General features: G+C 76.2%; 11 protein-coding genes and 1 tRNA gene. 2 read left to right on the forward strand and 10 right to left on the reverse strand.

The features are described 5' to 3' along the window. Positions 1-22 precede the first annotated feature (22 nt). The 8 genes from prfA to argS form a co-directional block, all read right to left on the reverse strand. Entirely contained in the window at positions 23-1,120 is a 1,098-nt protein-coding gene (gene prfA / locus U5M74_RS11870) for a peptide chain release factor 1 (RefSeq protein ID WP_410909157.1), read from the reverse strand. 111 nt (positions 1,121-1,231) lie between these two features. Further along, complete coding sequence (gene rpmE / locus U5M74_RS11875) at positions 1,232-1,441, reverse strand: 50S ribosomal protein L31 (RefSeq protein WP_410909158.1); 210 nt, start codon at positions 1,439-1,441, stop codon at positions 1,232-1,234. Positions 1,442-1,587: 146 nt separating this feature from the next. Beyond that, positions 1,588-3,570: a transcription termination factor Rho gene (gene rho, locus U5M74_RS11880; protein WP_410909159.1), complete on the reverse strand. Its 1,983-nt coding sequence runs from the start codon at positions 3,568-3,570 to the stop codon at positions 1,588-1,590. 337 nt (positions 3,571-3,907) lie between these two features. Beyond that, positions 3,908-4,852, reverse strand: coding sequence for a homoserine kinase (gene thrB, locus U5M74_RS11885; protein WP_410909160.1), 945 nt, complete (start codon positions 4,850-4,852; stop codon positions 3,908-3,910). A 34-nt stretch (positions 4,853-4,886) separates the two neighbouring features. After that, the gene (gene thrC / locus U5M74_RS11890) at positions 4,887-5,984 is read right to left on the reverse strand and encodes a threonine synthase (RefSeq protein WP_069983784.1); all 1,098 of its coding nucleotides are present in this window, start codon (positions 5,982-5,984) and stop codon (positions 4,887-4,889) included. A 1-nt stretch (position 5,985) separates the two neighbouring features. After that, positions 5,986-7,326 carry a homoserine dehydrogenase gene (locus U5M74_RS11895; RefSeq protein ID WP_410909161.1) on the reverse strand — a complete coding sequence of 447 codons (1,341 nt, stop codon included), beginning with the start codon at positions 7,324-7,326 and terminating at the stop codon, positions 5,986-5,988. A gap of 99 nt (positions 7,327-7,425) precedes the next feature. Beyond that, positions 7,426-8,850 (reverse strand): diaminopimelate decarboxylase, encoded by a 1,425-nt coding sequence (gene lysA, locus U5M74_RS11900; protein ID WP_410909162.1) that lies wholly within the window; start codon positions 8,848-8,850, stop codon positions 7,426-7,428. Next, the gene (gene argS / locus U5M74_RS11905; RefSeq protein WP_410909163.1) at positions 8,847-10,514 is read right to left on the reverse strand and encodes an arginine--tRNA ligase; all 1,668 of its coding nucleotides are present in this window, start codon (positions 10,512-10,514) and stop codon (positions 8,847-8,849) included. Before argS ends, lysA begins: the two co-directional genes overlap by 4 nt. A gap of 183 nt (positions 10,515-10,697) precedes the next feature. Here argS and U5M74_RS11910 point away from each other — a divergent pair. After that, positions 10,698-10,770: transfer RNA gene (locus tag U5M74_RS11910), tRNA-Arg, on the forward strand. Positions 10,771-10,843: 73 nt separating this feature from the next. Here U5M74_RS11910 and U5M74_RS11915 read toward each other — a convergent pair. After that, positions 10,844-12,445: an MFS transporter gene (locus U5M74_RS11915; RefSeq protein ID WP_410909164.1), complete on the reverse strand. Its 1,602-nt coding sequence runs from the start codon at positions 12,443-12,445 to the stop codon at positions 10,844-10,846. A gap of 200 nt (positions 12,446-12,645) precedes the next feature. Between U5M74_RS11915 and U5M74_RS11920 the strand changes: the two genes are divergently transcribed. Continuing rightward, a complete protein-coding gene (locus U5M74_RS11920; protein ID WP_410909165.1) occupies positions 12,646-13,284 on the forward strand; it encodes a CYTH domain-containing protein in 639 nt (212 codons plus the stop codon). 79 nt (positions 13,285-13,363) lie between these two features. On the opposite strand, the gene U5M74_RS11925 is transcribed toward U5M74_RS11920, so the two are convergent. Next, the gene (locus U5M74_RS11925; protein ID WP_410909166.1) at positions 13,364-14,638 is read right to left on the reverse strand and encodes a D-alanyl-D-alanine carboxypeptidase family protein; all 1,275 of its coding nucleotides are present in this window, start codon (positions 14,636-14,638) and stop codon (positions 13,364-13,366) included. Between the last annotated feature and the right edge of the window lie 136 nt (positions 14,639-14,774).

Genomic DNA, 14,774 nt, shown 5'->3' on the forward strand with positions numbered 1-14,774 from the left:
GGCGACGCGGCCGGCTCGGGGGTCACGCGCCCGCGGCGGCGAGGCGCGCGGCCTCGTCGGCGTCGACGGCGGAGCGGATCACCGGCTCGAGGTCGCCGTCGAGCACCTGGTCGAGGTTGTAGGCCTTGTACCCGGTGCGGTGGTCGGCGATCCGGTTCTCCGGGAAGTTGTAGGTGCGGATCCGCTCGGAGCGGTCCACGGTGCGTACCTGCGAGCGGCGCAGGTCGGCCGCCTCGGCCGCCGCGGCCTCCTGCTGCGCGGCGAGCAGGCGCGCCCGCAGCACGCGCATCGCCTGCTCGCGGTTCTGCAGCTGGGACTTCTCGTTCTGCATCGACACGACGATGCCGGTCGGCAGGTGGGTGATCCGCACCGCGGAGTCGGTGGTGTTGACCGACTGCCCGCCGGGGCCGGAGGACCGGAAGACGTCGATGCGCAGGTCGTTCGGGTCGATCTCGACCTCGCCCGGGTCGTCGACCTCGGGGAAGACCAGCACGCCGGCCGCGGAGGTGTGGATGCGGCCCTGGCTCTCGGTGACGGGCACGCGCTGCACGCGGTGCACGCCGCCCTCGTACTTGAGGTTGGCCCACACGCCGTCGGCCGGGTCCTCGACGGAGCGCGCCTTGATCGCGACCTGGACGTCCTTGTAGCCGCCCAGCCCGGACTCGGTGGCCTCGAGGACCTGCGTGGACCAGCCGCGGCGCTCGGCGTACCGCAGGTACATCCGCAGCAGGTCGCCGGCGAACAGGGCGGACTCCTCGCCGCCCTCCCCGGCCTTGATCTCGAGGATGGCGTCGCGCCCGTCGTCGGGGTCGCGGGGCACCAGCACGCGCCGCAGGTGCTCGGCGGACTCCTCCTGCGCCGCACGCAGGGCGGGCAGCTCGGCGGCGAGCTCCGCGCCGTCGTCGCCGCCCAGGTCCGCCAGCTCCGCGGCCGCGTCGGCGTCGTCGCGCGCGGACTCCCAGGCGCGGTAAGCGCCGACGACGCGGTTCAGCTCCGCGTACCGCCGCCCCAGCGTCCGGGCGCGGCCGGCGTCCGCGTGGACGGCGGGGTCGGCGAGCGCGCGCTCGATCTCGGCGTGCTCGGCGAGCAGCGGCCGGACGGCGGCGAAGGGGTCGGTCACGTGGGCTCCGTGGGTGGCTGAGGGGTCCCGGGCAAAGCAACAGCGCCGGTGGTCCGGCCTCCGACTGCCCCTGGAGAGGTTGTCGGGCGGACCACCGGCGCTGCGGGGACGCTACTTGCGCTTGCCGTAGCGGGCCTCGAACCGGGCCACGCGGCCACCGGTGTCGAGGATCTTCTGCTTGCCCGTGTAGAACGGGTGGCAGGCGCTGCACACGTCGGCGCTGATGACGCCGGCCTTCTCGGTGCTGCGGGTGACGAACTCGTTGCCGCAGGTGCACACGACCTTCGTCACGACGTACTCGGGGTGGATACCGGACTTCATGGATGCTCCTCGTGGTGGTGCCTCCGGGTCGCCCCGCTGACTGCGGGCCGTGAACCGGACGGCGACGGGTCATTCTGCCAGAGCGCGGCGGCGGCGCGGAAATCGCGCCGCCGCCGCGCCGGTGCTGCGGACGGCCGGGCGGACCGTCAGATGGTCTCGCCGGCGCGGGCGTCGGACAGGCTGCTCGGCGTGGTCTTCTGGACCTCGAGCAGGAACTCGACGTTCGTGCGGGTGTCCTTGAGCTTGCCGAGCAGCAGCTCGATCGCGTGCTGCTGGTCCAGCGCGCCGAGCACGCGGCGCAGCTTGTAGACGATGCCCAGCTCGTCCTTGGACATGAGGATCTCCTCGCGGCGGGTGCCGGACGCGTTGACGTCCACCGCCGGGAAGATCCGCTTGTCCGCGAGGTTGCGGGACAAGCGCAGCTCCATGTTGCCCGTGCCCTTGAACTCCTCGAAGATCACCTCGTCCATCTTGGAGCCCGTCTCCACGAGCGCCGAGGCGAGGATGGTCAGCGAGCCGCCGTTCTCGATGTTGCGGGCGGCGCCGAAGAACTTCTTCGGCGGGTACAGGGCCGCCGCGTCGACACCACCGGACAGGATGCGGCCCGACGCCGGGGCGGCGAGGTTGTAGGCGCGCGACAGGCGGGTCAGCGAGTCGAGCAGCACCACGACGTCCTGGCCGAGCTCCACGAGCCGCTTGGCGCGCTCGATGGCCAGCTCCGCGACGATCGTGTGGTCGGACGCCGGGCGGTCGAACGTCGAGGCGATGACCTCGCCCTTGACCGTCCGCTCCATGTCCGTGACCTCTTCGGGCCGCTCGTCGACCAGCACGACCATGAGGTGGACCTCAGGGTTGTTGTTCGTGATGGCGTTGGCGATCTGCTGCATGATGATCGTCTTGCCGGCCTTGGGCGGCGCGACGATGAGGCCGCGCTGGCCCTTGCCGATCGGCGCGACGATGTCGATCACGCGCGGCGTGAGGCGGGTGGCCTCGGGGTTCTCCAGGCGCAGGCGCTCCTGCGGGTACAGCGGCGTGAGCTTGGTGAACTCCGGGCGCTGCCGGGCCTGCTCGGGCGACATGCCGTTGACCGAGTCGAGGCGCACGAGCGCGTTGAACTTGCTGCGCGCGTTCTTGCCCTGCGGCGGCTCCTCGCCCTCGCGCGGCTGGCGCACGGCGCCGACGACGGCGTCGCCGCGGCGCAGGCCCGCCTTCTTGACCTGGTTGAGGCTGACGTAGACGTCCTTCTCGCCCGGCAGGTAGCCGCTGGTGCGCACGAAGGCGTAGTTGTCCAGGATGTCGAGGATGCCGGCGACGGGCAGCAGCACGTCGTCCTCGCGCACCTCGATGTCCTCGAGCCCGGCGACGTCGGGCTGGCCGCCGCGGGTGCGACCGCGCTTGCGGTCACGGCCCCGGTCCCGGCCGCGGCGACGGCGCGAGCCGCCGTCCTCGTCCCGGTCGTCGCGACGCTCCAGGCGCTCCTGGCGGTCCTGGCGCGCCGGGCGCTGCTGGCCGTCCTGGCGGTCGGCCTGCTGGCCGCCCTGCTGGCCGCCCTGCTGACCGGCGGGGGCGCCCGCCGGGGCGCCGCTCTGCGCGGCCTGCTCCTCGCGGGCGCCGCCGTCCCGGCGGTCGCGGCCGCGGCGCGAGCGCGGGGCGGCCACGGCCTCGGCGAGCTCGGCGAGGCGCGCGGCGCGGTCGGCCTCGTTCACCGGCGCGTCCGCGCCGCGGGCCGGACGCCCGGAGTCGCGCCCGGGCTCGCGCTCGGAGTCACGCCCGGAGTCGCGCGTGGTGTCGCGCTCGGGCGCGGCGGCCGTCTCGGCCGGCCGCGCGGCCTCGGCGGCCGACGGCGCGGCGTCCGGACCGGCGGCGGGCCGCGTCGCGCGGCGCGACCGCTGCGGCCGCTCGGCCGGGGGCGCGGCCGCGGTGTCGGGCTTCGCCGGGGCGCCGGCGCCGGCGGCGGGAGCGGGCTGGCCGCCCCCCGAGCGCGCGGCGCGGATGGCCTCGACGAGGTCACCCTTGCGCATCTTCGACGTGCCCTTGACCCCCATCTGGGAGGCCACTGCCTGCAGCTCGGCGAGACGCATCGAGCTCAGGGACCCGGAGGTGCTCCGGGTGTCGGTGGTGTTCGTCACGAAGGACCCTTCCCCCTCGTTCGCGGCGGCCCGGGAGTGTCGACGGGGCCGCCGGTGGGCGGGCGTCCGGCACGAGCGCCGGGACGCGTGAAACCTCGCATCAGTGCTACGACGACGTCGGCTGACGGGGGTTGTCGTGGCCTTCGCGCTGGAGGTCGGCGGGGGCCGCCGGCTCGAGCGCGACGCGCGGCACCCGTCCGCGATGGCGGGAGCGCACGTGCGGGGCACGGGGTCGTCGCCGGTCGGAGGGGGTGCGCCTGGTCCGGTCTCGCCCCGGTGCGTCCGATCGTGCGTGGTCGGCGGGGCGGGCCAGTACCCGAAGGCTCAGGCGATCATATCACCGCCGCGGCGCGGCCGGGGCGGCCACGCGGCGCGCCCGCGCGCCGTCGACGTCGATGCCCGGGCGCAGCGCGCGCCACCCCGCCATCGCGTCGACCAGGCCTGCCAGCGCGCCGTCGAGCTCGGGCAGCCGCGCCTCGGCGGCGAGCACGAGCACGGTCGGCCCCGCGCCCGAGACGGTGGCGGCGAAGCCCTCGGCCCGCAGCGCGCGCACCAGCTCGGCCGACGCCGCCATGACCCCCGCCCGGTACTGCTGGTGCAGCCGGTCCTCGGTGGCCTCGAGCAGCAGCTCGGGGCGGCGGGCGAGCGCCTCGACCAGCAGCGCGGCGCGGCCGGCGGTGAAGGCGGCGTCGGCGTGCGGCACCGTCTCGGGCAGCACCGACCGGGCGTGGCTGGTGGCCAGCCGGGAGGTGGGCACCAGCACCGTCGCCGTGAGCCGGGGGTCGAGCTGCAGGCCGGTCGCGCGCGGCCCGTCGGGGCCGGTCCAGGCCACCGTCGCGCCGCCACGGATCGCCGGCGCGGCGTTGTCCGGGTGCCCCTCGAACTCGGTCGCGAGCTCGAGCACGGCGGTCGCGTCGAGCGACGCCGGGTCGGCGAGCAGGGCGCGCCCGGCGACGATCCCGGAGACCACGGCGGCGGCCGACGACCCGAGGCCGCGGCCGTGCGGCACGGCGTTCGAGCAGGTCAGGCGCAGGCCGGTCTGCGGCGCGCCCGCGATCTCGAGGGTGCGGCGCAGCGCGCGCACCACCAGGTGGTCCTCCCCCGTGGGCACCTCGCCGGCGCCCTCGCCGTACACCTCCACGACGACGTCGTCGGTCGCCACGAGGCGCACCTCGAGCTCGTCGTACAGCGCGAGGGCGAGGCCCAGCGCGTCGAACCCCGGGCCGAGGTTGGCGCTGGTGGCGGGCACGCGGACCACGACGTGGTCGGCTCCGAGCTGCATGCGGTCTCCTGGTGCCTGTCCGGCCGGCGCGGCGTCAGAGGCCGAGCGCGTCGGCGATCGAGACGACGTCGGCGCCCACGCGGGTGGGCTGCACCTCGCCGCCGTCGGCCGTGCGCAGCGCCCAGCCCGGGTCCTTGAGCCCGTGGCCCGTCACGGTGACCGCCACGCGCGCGCCGGCCGGGACCAGGCCGCGCTCGGCGCGCGACAGCAGGCCCGCGACGCCGGCGGCCGACGCCGGCTCGACGAACACGCCGACCTCGCTCGACAGCACGCGGTGCGCCGCCAGGATCTGCTCGTCGGTCACCGCCTCGATGACGCCGCCGGAGACGTCGCGGGCGGCCTCGGCCTGCTTCCACGAGGCGGGGTTGCCGATCCGGATGGCGGTCGCGACGGTCTCGGGCTCGGTCACGGGGTGGCCGAGGACGATCGGCGCCGCGCCCGCCGCCTGGAAGCCCCACATCTGCGGGGTGCGGCTGGCCACGGCGTGCAGCCGCGCCCCCGCGTCGAACCCGGCGTACTCGCGGTAGCCCTTCCAGTACGCCGTGATGTTGCCCGCGTTCCCGACGGGCAGGCAGTGGATGTCCGGGGCCTCGCCGAGCGCGTCGACCACCTCGAACGCCGCCGTCTTCTGCCCCTCGATGCGGTCGGGGTTGACCGAGTTCACGAGCTCGACCGGGTAGGCCTCGGCGAGCTTGCGCGCCGCGACGAGGCAGTCGTCGAAGTTGCCGTCGACCTGCAGCAGCATCGCGCCGTGGGCGATCGCCTGGCTGAGCTTGCCCATCGCGATCTTGCCGTCCGGCACCAGCACGGCGCAGGTCATGCCGGCGCGCGTGGCGTAGGCGGCGGCCGACGCCGAGGTGTTGCCGGTCGAGGCGCACACGACGGCGCGGGCGCCGCGGTCCGCGGCGGCGGAGATCGCCGCCGTCATGCCGCGGTCCTTGAACGACCCGGTCGGGTTCATGCCCTCGACCTTGACGTACACCTCCGCGCCGGTGCGGTCCGACAGCGCGGGCGCCGGGACGAGCGGCGTGCCGCCCTCCCCCAGCGTCACCACGGTGCGGCGCACGTGCTCCGGCAGGCGGTCGGCGTACTCGGTGACGACCCCGCGCCACTGGCGCACCGGTCCGGGCATGTCAGGCTCCCTCGACTCGCAGGACGGAGGTGATCTCGCGGACCGGCTCGAGGCCGGCGACCGCGGCCACCGTGGCCGCGAGGGAGGCCTCGCGCGCCCGGTGGGTGGTCAGCAGCAGGTTCGCGGCCGCGCCCGCCGGCTCCGCGCCGGGCTCGGCGGTCTCGGCGCCGCCGTCGGGGTCGAGGGCGGACTGCCGCACGGTCTCGATGGACACGCCGTGCTCGGCCAGCACGCCCGCGACCTGCGCCAGCACGCCCGGGCGGTCGTCGACGACGAGCCGCACCTGGTAGCGCGTGACGGCCGCGTCGGCGGGCAGCAGGGGCAGCGAGGCGTACGCCGACTCCTCGGGACCCTTGCCGCCCAGCACGCGGTGGCGCGCGGCGGACACGACGTCGCCCAGGACGGCGGACGCCGTCGGCCGGCCGCCCGCGCCCTGCCCGTAGAACATCAGCGGCCCGGCGCCGTCGGCCTCGACGAAGACGGCGTTGAAGGCGCCCCGGACGGCCGCCAGCGGGTGCTCGACCGGCACGAGCGCCGGGTGCACGCGCACCGACACGCCCTCGGCGGTCCGCTCGGCGATGGCGAGCAGCTTGACGGTGTGGCCCGTCGCCGCCGCGGCCGCCACGTCGTCCGCGGTGACGGCGCGGATGCCCTCGCGCGCGACGTCGTCGATCGACACGCGGGTGTGGAACGCGAGCGACGCGAGGATGGCGGCCTTGGCGGCGGCGTCGAACCCGTCGACGTCGGCGGTCGGGTCGGCCTCCGCGTAGCCCAGCGCCTGCGCCTCGCGCACCGCCGCCTCGAGCTCCAGGCCCTCGGTGGTCATGCGGTCCAGCACGAAGTTGGTGGTGCCGTTGACGATGCCCAGCACGCGGCGCACGTGGTCGCCGGCGAGCGACTCGCGCACCGGGCGCACGATCGGGACGGCACCGGCGACGGCGGCCTCGAAGGACAGGTCGACGCCCGCGGCGTCGGCCGCCTCGAAGAGCTCCGGCCAGCGCTCGGCGAGCAGCGCCTTGTTGGCGGTCACCACCGACGCGCCGCCCTTGACGGCCCGCAGCAGCAGCGTGCGGGCGGGCTCGATGCCGCCCATCACCTCGACGACGATGTCGGCGCCGTCGACGAGCCGCTCGGCGTCGGTGGTCAGCAGCTCGCGCGGCACCGCCGGGTCGCGCTCGGTCGCGAGGTCGCGCACCGCCACCCCGACCAGCTCGAGCGGGGCGCCCACGCGCGCGGCGAGGTCGTCGGCGCCGGTCAGCAGCCCGCGGGCCACCTCCGTGCCGACGACGCCGCAGCCGAGGAGGGCGACACGCAGGGGGGTCGGGCTCGCAGTTCCGGGCACGGGTACACCTTCCGGGCGGGGCGGGGTCGGGGTCAGGATAGGGGCTCGGCCCCGGCCCCCGACGAGGTGTCCACGACGGGCGCCGGGCCCGGGCCGGCGTCAGGCCTGGGCGTCGAGCGCGAGCAGGTCGTCGACCGTCTCGCGACGCACGAGCACGCGCGACGTCCCCTCGCTCGCGGCGACGACGGGCGGGCGCGTGAGCAGGTTGTAGTTGGACGCCATGGACCGGCCGTAGGCGCCCGTGGCCGCGACCGCGAGCAGGTCGCCGGCGCGCACGTCGCCGGGCAGCCGCACCTCGTGCACGACGATGTCGCCGCTCTCGCAGTGCTTGCCCACGACGCGGGCGAGCACCGGCTCGGCGTCGGACGCCCGGCCCACGACCTCGGCGTGGTACTGCGCGCCGTAGAGCGCGGGGCGGATGTTGTCGCTCATGCCGCCGTCCACGGACACGTACAGGCGGGTGAAAGTCGACCCGTCCTGCGCGGTGACCGCCACGGGCTTGACCGTGCCGACCTCGTACAGGGTGATGCCGGCGGGCCCGACGATCGAGCGGCCCGGCTCGATGGAGATGCGCGGCAGCGGCGTGCCGAGCTCGGCGCACACGTCGGCGACGGCGCGGGCGACGTCGCGGGCGACGGTGCGCGGGTCGAGCGCCGCCTCCCCGGGCAGGTAGGCGATGCCGTACCCGCCGCCGAGGTCGACCTCCTCGACCAGCACCCCGGTGCGCCGGGCGAGCTCGGCCCGCAGCGCGAGCACCGCGCGCGCCGCGACCTCGAAGCCCGCGGGGTCGAGGATCTGCGACCCGATGTGCGAGTGGATGCCGAGCAGCCGCAGCGACGGCCGCGCGACGACGGCGAGCAGGGCGCGCATCGCCGGCGCGTCGCCGCCGTCGACCGCGTTCACCGAGAGCCCGAACTTCTGGTCCTCGTGGGCGGTGGAGATGTACTCGTGGCCCCCGGCGTGCACGCCGGTGGTCACCCGCACCATGACGGGCGCGACGACGCCGCGCGCGGCGGCGGCGTCGGCCACCTTCTCGACCTCGGCCAGCGAGTCGACGATGATCCGCCCGACGCCGGCCTCCAGCGCCGTGGCGATCTCCGCCGGGGACTTGTTGTTGCCGTGCAGGCCGACCTCGGCGGCCGGGACGCCGGCGCGCAGCGCGACGGCCAGCTCGCCGCCGGACGCGGTGTCGACGCCCAGCCCCTCCTCCGCGGCCCAGCGGGCCACCGCCACGGTGAGCAGCGCCTTGCCCGCGTAGTAGACGTCGGTGCCGGTGCCGACCTCCGCGAACGCCTCGGTGAACGCCGTGCGGTACGCCCGGGCCCGCGCCCGGAAGTCGACCTCGTCCAGCACGTACGCGGGCGTGCCGTGCTGGGCGGCGAGGTCGCGCACGCCGACCCCGCCGACCTCCAGCTCGCCGTCGTCGCGCCGGCGGGCCGTCACGGGCCACGGCTCGCCGAGGGTCGCCGCGGCCTGCGGGGCGGCGACGCCGTCGCCGAGCTGCTCGGCGAGGTAGGCGCTCACATCCGCTCCGGGGCGCTGACACCGAGCAGGTCGAGCCCGTTGGCCAGCACCTGGCGCACCGCGTCGTTGAGCCACAGGCGCGTGCCGTGCAGGTCGGTGACCTCCTCGTCCGGGTACGGCAGCACACGGCACTCGGCGTACCACTTGTGGTACTCCCCGGCCAGGGCCTCCAGGTAGCGCGCCACGCGGTGCGGCTCGCGCAGCTCGGCGGCCTGGCCGACGATGCGCGGGAACTCGGTGAGCCGGCCCAGCAGCACCGACTCGGTCTCGTGGGTCAGCAGCGAGGGGTCGAACGCCTCGGTGCCGTCCGGGCGCGTGCGCACCACGCCGCGGTCGGCGGCGTTGCGGTCCACGGCGCACGTGCGCGAGTGCGCGTACTGCACGTAGAAGACCGGGTTGTCGTTGGTCTGCTTGAGCATGTCCTCGCCCTGCAGCTCCAGCGGCGTGTCCGCCGGGTAGCGCGCGAGCGAGTAGCGCACCGCGTCCCTGCCGATCCACTCGACCAGGTCGCGCAGCTCGATGATGTTGCCGGCGCGCTTGGACAGGCGCGCCCCGCCGACGTTGACGAGCTGCCCGATCAGCACCTCGATGTTCGTCTCCGGGTCGTCGCCCGCGCAGGCCGCGATCGCCTTGAGGCGGTTGATGTAGCCGTGGTGGTCGGCGCCGAGCAGGTAGATCTTGCCGGGGAAGCCGCGGTCCTTCTTCGACAGGTAGTACGCGGCGTCCGCGGCGAAGTACGTGGGCTCGCCGTTGGCGCGGATCATCACGCGGTCCTTGTCGTCCGTGAAGTCCGTGGTGCGCAGCCACACGGCACCCTCGGCGTCGAAGACGTGCCCCTGCTCGCGCAGGCGCTCGACGGCCTGCTCGACGGCGCCGGACTCGTGCAGCGCGCGCTCGGAGAACCACACGTCGAAGTGCACGCCGAAGCCCTCGAGCACCGCGCGGATCTCCGCGAGCTGCAGGCGGTAGCCCTCCTCGCGGGCGACGACGAGCGCCTCCTCCTCGGGCAGGTCGAGCAGGTCGGGGCGGGCCTCGAGCACCTGCGCGGCGAGCTCCTTGACGTACTCGCCGCGGTAGCCGCCCTCGGGCACCTCGGTGCCGCGCGCCCGGGCCAGGACGGAGCCGCCGAAGCGGTCCATCTGCGCGCCCGCGTCGTTGATGTAGTACTCGGCGGTGACGTCCGCGCCGGCCGCGCGCATGATGCGCGCCAGGGCGTCGCCGAGCGCCGCCCAGCGGGTGTGCCCGATGTGCAGCGGACCGGTCGGGTTGGCCGAGATGAACTCGAGGTTGTGCACCTGGCCGGCCAGGGCGTCGCCGCGGCCGTAGGCCGCGCCCGCCGTGACGACGGTGCGCGCGAGCTCGCCGGCGGCGCCCGCGTCGAGCGTGATGTTGAGGAAACCGGGCCCGGCGACCTCGACCGACTTCACGCCGTCGGCGGCCTCGAGGCGCCGCGCGAGCTCCTCGGCGAGGGCGCGCGGCGTGGTGCCGGCCTTCTTGGCCAGCTGCAGCGCCACGTTGGTGGCCCAGTCGCCGTGCTCGCGCTGCCGGGGTCGCTCCACGTGCACCGAGGCCGGGACGGCGTCGGCGGGCAGGGCGAGGGCGCCGTCGGCCACGGCCGAGGCAAGGGCAGCGCTGAGGGCTCCGGAGAGCTGGTCGGGGGTCACCGGGCGATTCTATCGAGCGGCGGGCGCCCGGGGGGGCAGGCGTCCCACGCCGCCCTCTCCGTCGCCCGCTCCGCCCGCCCGCTCCGCCCGCCCGCTCCGCCCGCCCGTCGGCGCGTGCCCGGGCAGCGCCCGACTGCTGGTAGTCTCGTACGCGGCCCTCCGGCGTACGACGCCGTGGACCACGCGCCCGTAGCTCAGTGGATAGAGCGTCTGCCTCCGGAGCAGAAGGTCGGGGGTTCGAATCCCTTCGGGCGCACCTCGCAAGGCCCCCGCCGCACCCGCGGCGGGGGCCTTCGTCGTCCTCCGGCGCGACCGCGCGCCGCCCGCGGCTACCGCACCCCCTGCACGAGGTAGTGCGCGGCCGTCGGCTCGTCCTCGGCGAGCGCCACGGCCCGTGCGAGCACCTGCGCGTCGTACCCCGTCCAGCGCACCGTGTGCTGCAGCTGGTGCTCCTCCCACGACGGCGCCACGAACACCTCGACCATCTCCTCGGGGTCCTCCGCCCGGCGCAGCAGCTGCCAGCCCGTGCCGCCGGACCGCTCGCGGGCCAGCCGCACGTCGTGCATCGCGTCGAGGAACGCCGCCACGTGCTGCGGGCGGACGCGGTAGGTCAGCACGATCGCCGTGGGGGTGGCCGGCGGCGCCTCGAGCTCCAGGGTCGGCATGCTCGACGACAGCGGCACCACCGAGCGGTCCATCGTGCCGCTGTGCGCCAGGAGCGGCAGCAGCGGCACCGACGCGGCGACCAGCACCAGGGCGGCGGCGGCCGCGGTGAGAGCGGTCCGCACGCCGACGGCGTCGGCCACGGCGCCCCAGGCGAACGACCCCAGCGCCTGCGACCCCATGAAGACGAGCATGTAGGTGGCCAGTCCCCGGGCACGCACCCAGCCCGCCAGGGCGAGCTGCATGGTGGCGTTGAGCGTCGTCAGGCAGGTCAGCCACCCGACGCCGGCGACCAGGGCGGCGGCCGCGGACGCCGCCAGCGGCAGCCATGCCGCGGCCGCGGTGCCGGCGGCGAACAGCAGCGCTCCCCCGGCCAGCAGCCAGGACCGCGACAGGCGCGCCCGCAGCCGCGGCATGGCCACCGCCCCCGCGATGGCACCGGCACCGAGCAGGGCGAGCAGCAGCGAGTAGCCCGCGGCGTCGGCGCCCATGAGGTCGCGGGCGGCCGACGGCAGCAGCGCCCACAGGGCGCTGCCGGGCAGCGCGAACAGCGCGCACCGCGCGAGGATGCGCCGCACGCTCGGCGCCGAGCGCACGTACCGCAGCCCGGCGAGCAGGCCCGGCCACGCGCGCTCGCGGACGGTGCGCACGGGCAGCGCCTCCTCGCGCCAGGCGAGCAGCGCCACCGTGACGGCGAGGAAGGACAGCGTGTTCAGCGCGAACACCACCGCCGGGCCGGCGGCCGACACGACCACCCCGGCCACGGCCGGGCCGACGGCCCGCGCCGCGTTGACGGCGATCGAGCCCAGCGCCGACGCCTCCGGCAGCTCGTCCCGCGGCACGAGCTGCGGCTGGACGGCCTGCCAGGCCGGTCCCGTCATCGCCGCCGAGCATCCCAGCACGAACGTCAGGCCCAGCAGCCCCCAGGGCGTGAGCGCGCCGGCGACCGTCACGGCGGTGAGGGCACCGGCCACGACGCAGGAGGCGAGCGACGTCACCAGCAGCAGGCGGCGGCGGTCGACGAGGTCCGCGGTCACCCCCGCGACCAGGGAGAGCAGGAGCACCGGCAGCTGGCTCGCCGTCTGGATCCAGGCGACGAACGCCGGGCTGCCCGAGGTCTCGACGAGGAACCACTGCGCGCCCACGGTCTGCATCCACGTGCCGATGTTCGACACCACCTGCGCCGCGAACAGCATCCGGAAGACCGGGCGCCGGAGCGGGGCCCACGCGCTGCGGCGCCCGGGCGCCCGCGCCGTCGTGGTCGCCATGCGCCCTCCCCTCACCGCCTCTCATCCTCGGCCGTGCCGGGGGCGCCGGCGAGCCGACGGCGGTCACCGAGGGATGGGACCGAGGAATGGGTACGGGGCACGGCGGCCGACGGAGGTGCCGTGCAGGGGCGGTCGCTAGGCTGGGCGGGCCGCGCGCCGACCGGCGCCGCGCCCCCGCTGCGAAGGACGCTGAGGACCCCATGACCGACGAGACGGCCGGCTACGCGGACTTCGAGTTCGAGCGTCGCTTCCTCGTGCGCTCGCTGCCCGACGCGCTGCGGGACACCCCGGCGCTGATCGTGCAGAGCTACTACCTGTCCGACGGCGGCTACGCCCTGCGGGTCCGGTGCCAGGCGTCGGGCGTCGACGCCGGCCTCGGCCCCGAGTCGGACGCGCAGGACGTGCTGCGCCGGCACGCGGGCGCCGTCGACTTCGCGGCCGTGACGGTCAAGGGGCCCTCGGCGGGCGGCACCCGGTACGAGGCTGAGCGGGAGATCGACCCGCGCGTGGGCGTGGAGCTGGTCCGCCGCGGCGGGGCGCAGGTCCTCAAGACCCGCTACGCCGCGTGGCTGGGCGCCGACGGCTGGTCGGTGGACGTGTTCGGCGGTGCCAACAGCCCGCTGGTCGTCGCCGAGTGCGAGCGGTCCGGGCCGGTGGTCGAGCTGCAGATCCCGGACTTCTGCGTGACCGAGCTGACCGACGACCGGCGGTTCTCCAACGAGTCGCTCGCGCTCGACCCCTACAGCGGCTGGTCCGCGGCGTTCGCGCAGGAGCTCGCGCGGACGGGCCCGCGCTTCCGGCAGGACTTCGGGCCGAACACCACGATCCCGTCCGGCTGAGCCCGGTCCGGGCCGGCGCCCGCCGTCGGGCCGCCGGCACGGGGCCGCCGGCGGCCCGACGGCGGTGCCGTCAGTGCCCTCAGTGCCAGGTGGAGATCTCCTCGACGCCCGGGCGGTACTCGAAGTGCCACGGCTCGTAGGAGCCGGCGCCGCCGCGCTGCGCCCACGGCGGGTTCTCCCAGCCGTAGGCCGGGCCGTTCTCGACCAGCCAGCGGTAGTACTCGCTGTTGCCGGTGACCTGGGAGCTGAGGTCGATCGCCAGGCCCCAGCCGTGCATCGACGTGCCGGGCTGGGCGGCGAAGGAGCCGCGCGACGCCTTGACGGAGTACTGCCGGTCCAGCGAGCGGTAGGTGTCGATCAGCAGGATGTCGCGGCCGAACTCGGCGCGGAACGCCTGGTTGAGCGCGGTGAGCGCGTCGGCGGCCCGCGGCTGGAGCTGCTCGCCGGCCTGCCACAGGTCGCACAGCTCCCCGCCGGACAGGTTCCCGTTCTCGCTCGTCACCGTCACGCTCGTGTCGCAGTCGGGCAGCGGCTCGCGCTCCTGCGAGCGGGAGGCCGCGCCGTCCGCGCGGGCGGCGACCTGCGGGGCCGCCGCGATGCCCTCCGACGTGGCGGGCGGCGCGACGTTCTGGCGCACGATCTCGAGCGTCGACGGGCCGCTGGCCATGGCGTCGCCCTGCGCGGGCGTCCCCGTCCCCTGCGACGCGTGGCCGGTGGCGAACGGGGCGGCGATGGTCGCCGCGGCCAGGGTGCCGAGCACCGCGGCGCGCGGGATCCAGCGGGCGGGTCGCCGGTGCACCGTCGTCGTCGTCGCCGCGTCGCCGTCGCGGCGCCGGGCCGTGCGGGCGGGCTTGTCGGTGCGCTCGCGCAGCTCGCGGCGCGAGGGCAGCGGCGCGCCGGCGGGGCGCGACGGCGCGGGCTGGTCGGCCGGCTCGTCCTGGGCGGCGGCCGGGGACGTCGTGGGCCGCTGCGCCGGGGCGGCGTCGGCCGCGTGCGGGGCGCCGTCCTGCTCCGCCAGGCGCGGCGCGGCGGGCGCGGCCTTCGGCAGGGCGTAGGGCACGGCCGGGGTGCCGAGGACGGGGCTGAGCGGGGCGGGCCCGGAGAACGTGATGCCGCCGACCGTCACGGTGTCCGGCGAGTCGACGGGGTCGGCGTGCCGCCCGCGCACCGCGCCGAAGGCGTCCGGCTGGCGAGTGACGGCGACCGGTGCCGAGATGGTCCCGAGGGCCGAGGCCGGCCGGTAGGTCGAGGGGGTCGCCTGCGCCGCCGCGGCGGCGGCCCGGGCCTCGGCCTCCCGGCGCTCGCGCCGGGTCATGAGGGGAGGTCGCGGCGTCGTCTGGGGCGCTGCTTCCACGACACCTCCGAGTAGCGGCCGGACGGAGGCGCGCGCGCACCCGCCCGAAGGGCTTGTACCTACGGTTCGCACGAGGACCGCGGCGGGCGGTCTCGTCGTGAGACGGCGCCCGGTCCGGGTCGTGCAGAACGTCCGT

The organism is Puerhibacterium sp. TATVAM-FAB25 (genome assembly GCF_046535855.1).
Classification (GTDB): Bacteria; Actinomycetota; Actinomycetes; order Actinomycetales; family Cellulomonadaceae; genus Puerhibacterium; species Puerhibacterium variabilis_A.

Coding starts and splice junctions, on each gene's coding strand:
- rpmE (WP_410909158.1), bottom strand. CDS start 1,441: ATGAAGTCCGGTATCCACCCCGAGTACGTCGTGACGAAGGTCGTGTGC.
- thrB (WP_410909160.1), bottom strand. CDS start 4,852: ATGCAGCTCGGAGCCGACCACGTCGTGGTCCGCGTGCCCGCCACCAGC.
- thrC (WP_069983784.1), bottom strand. CDS start 5,984: ATGCCCGGACCGGTGCGCCAGTGGCGCGGGGTCGTCACCGAGTACGCC.
- U5M74_RS11915 (WP_410909164.1), bottom strand. CDS start 12,445: ATGGCGACCACGACGGCGCGGGCGCCCGGGCGCCGCAGCGCGTGGGCC.
- U5M74_RS11920 (WP_410909165.1), top strand. CDS start 12,646: ATGACCGACGAGACGGCCGGCTACGCGGACTTCGAGTTCGAGCGTCGC.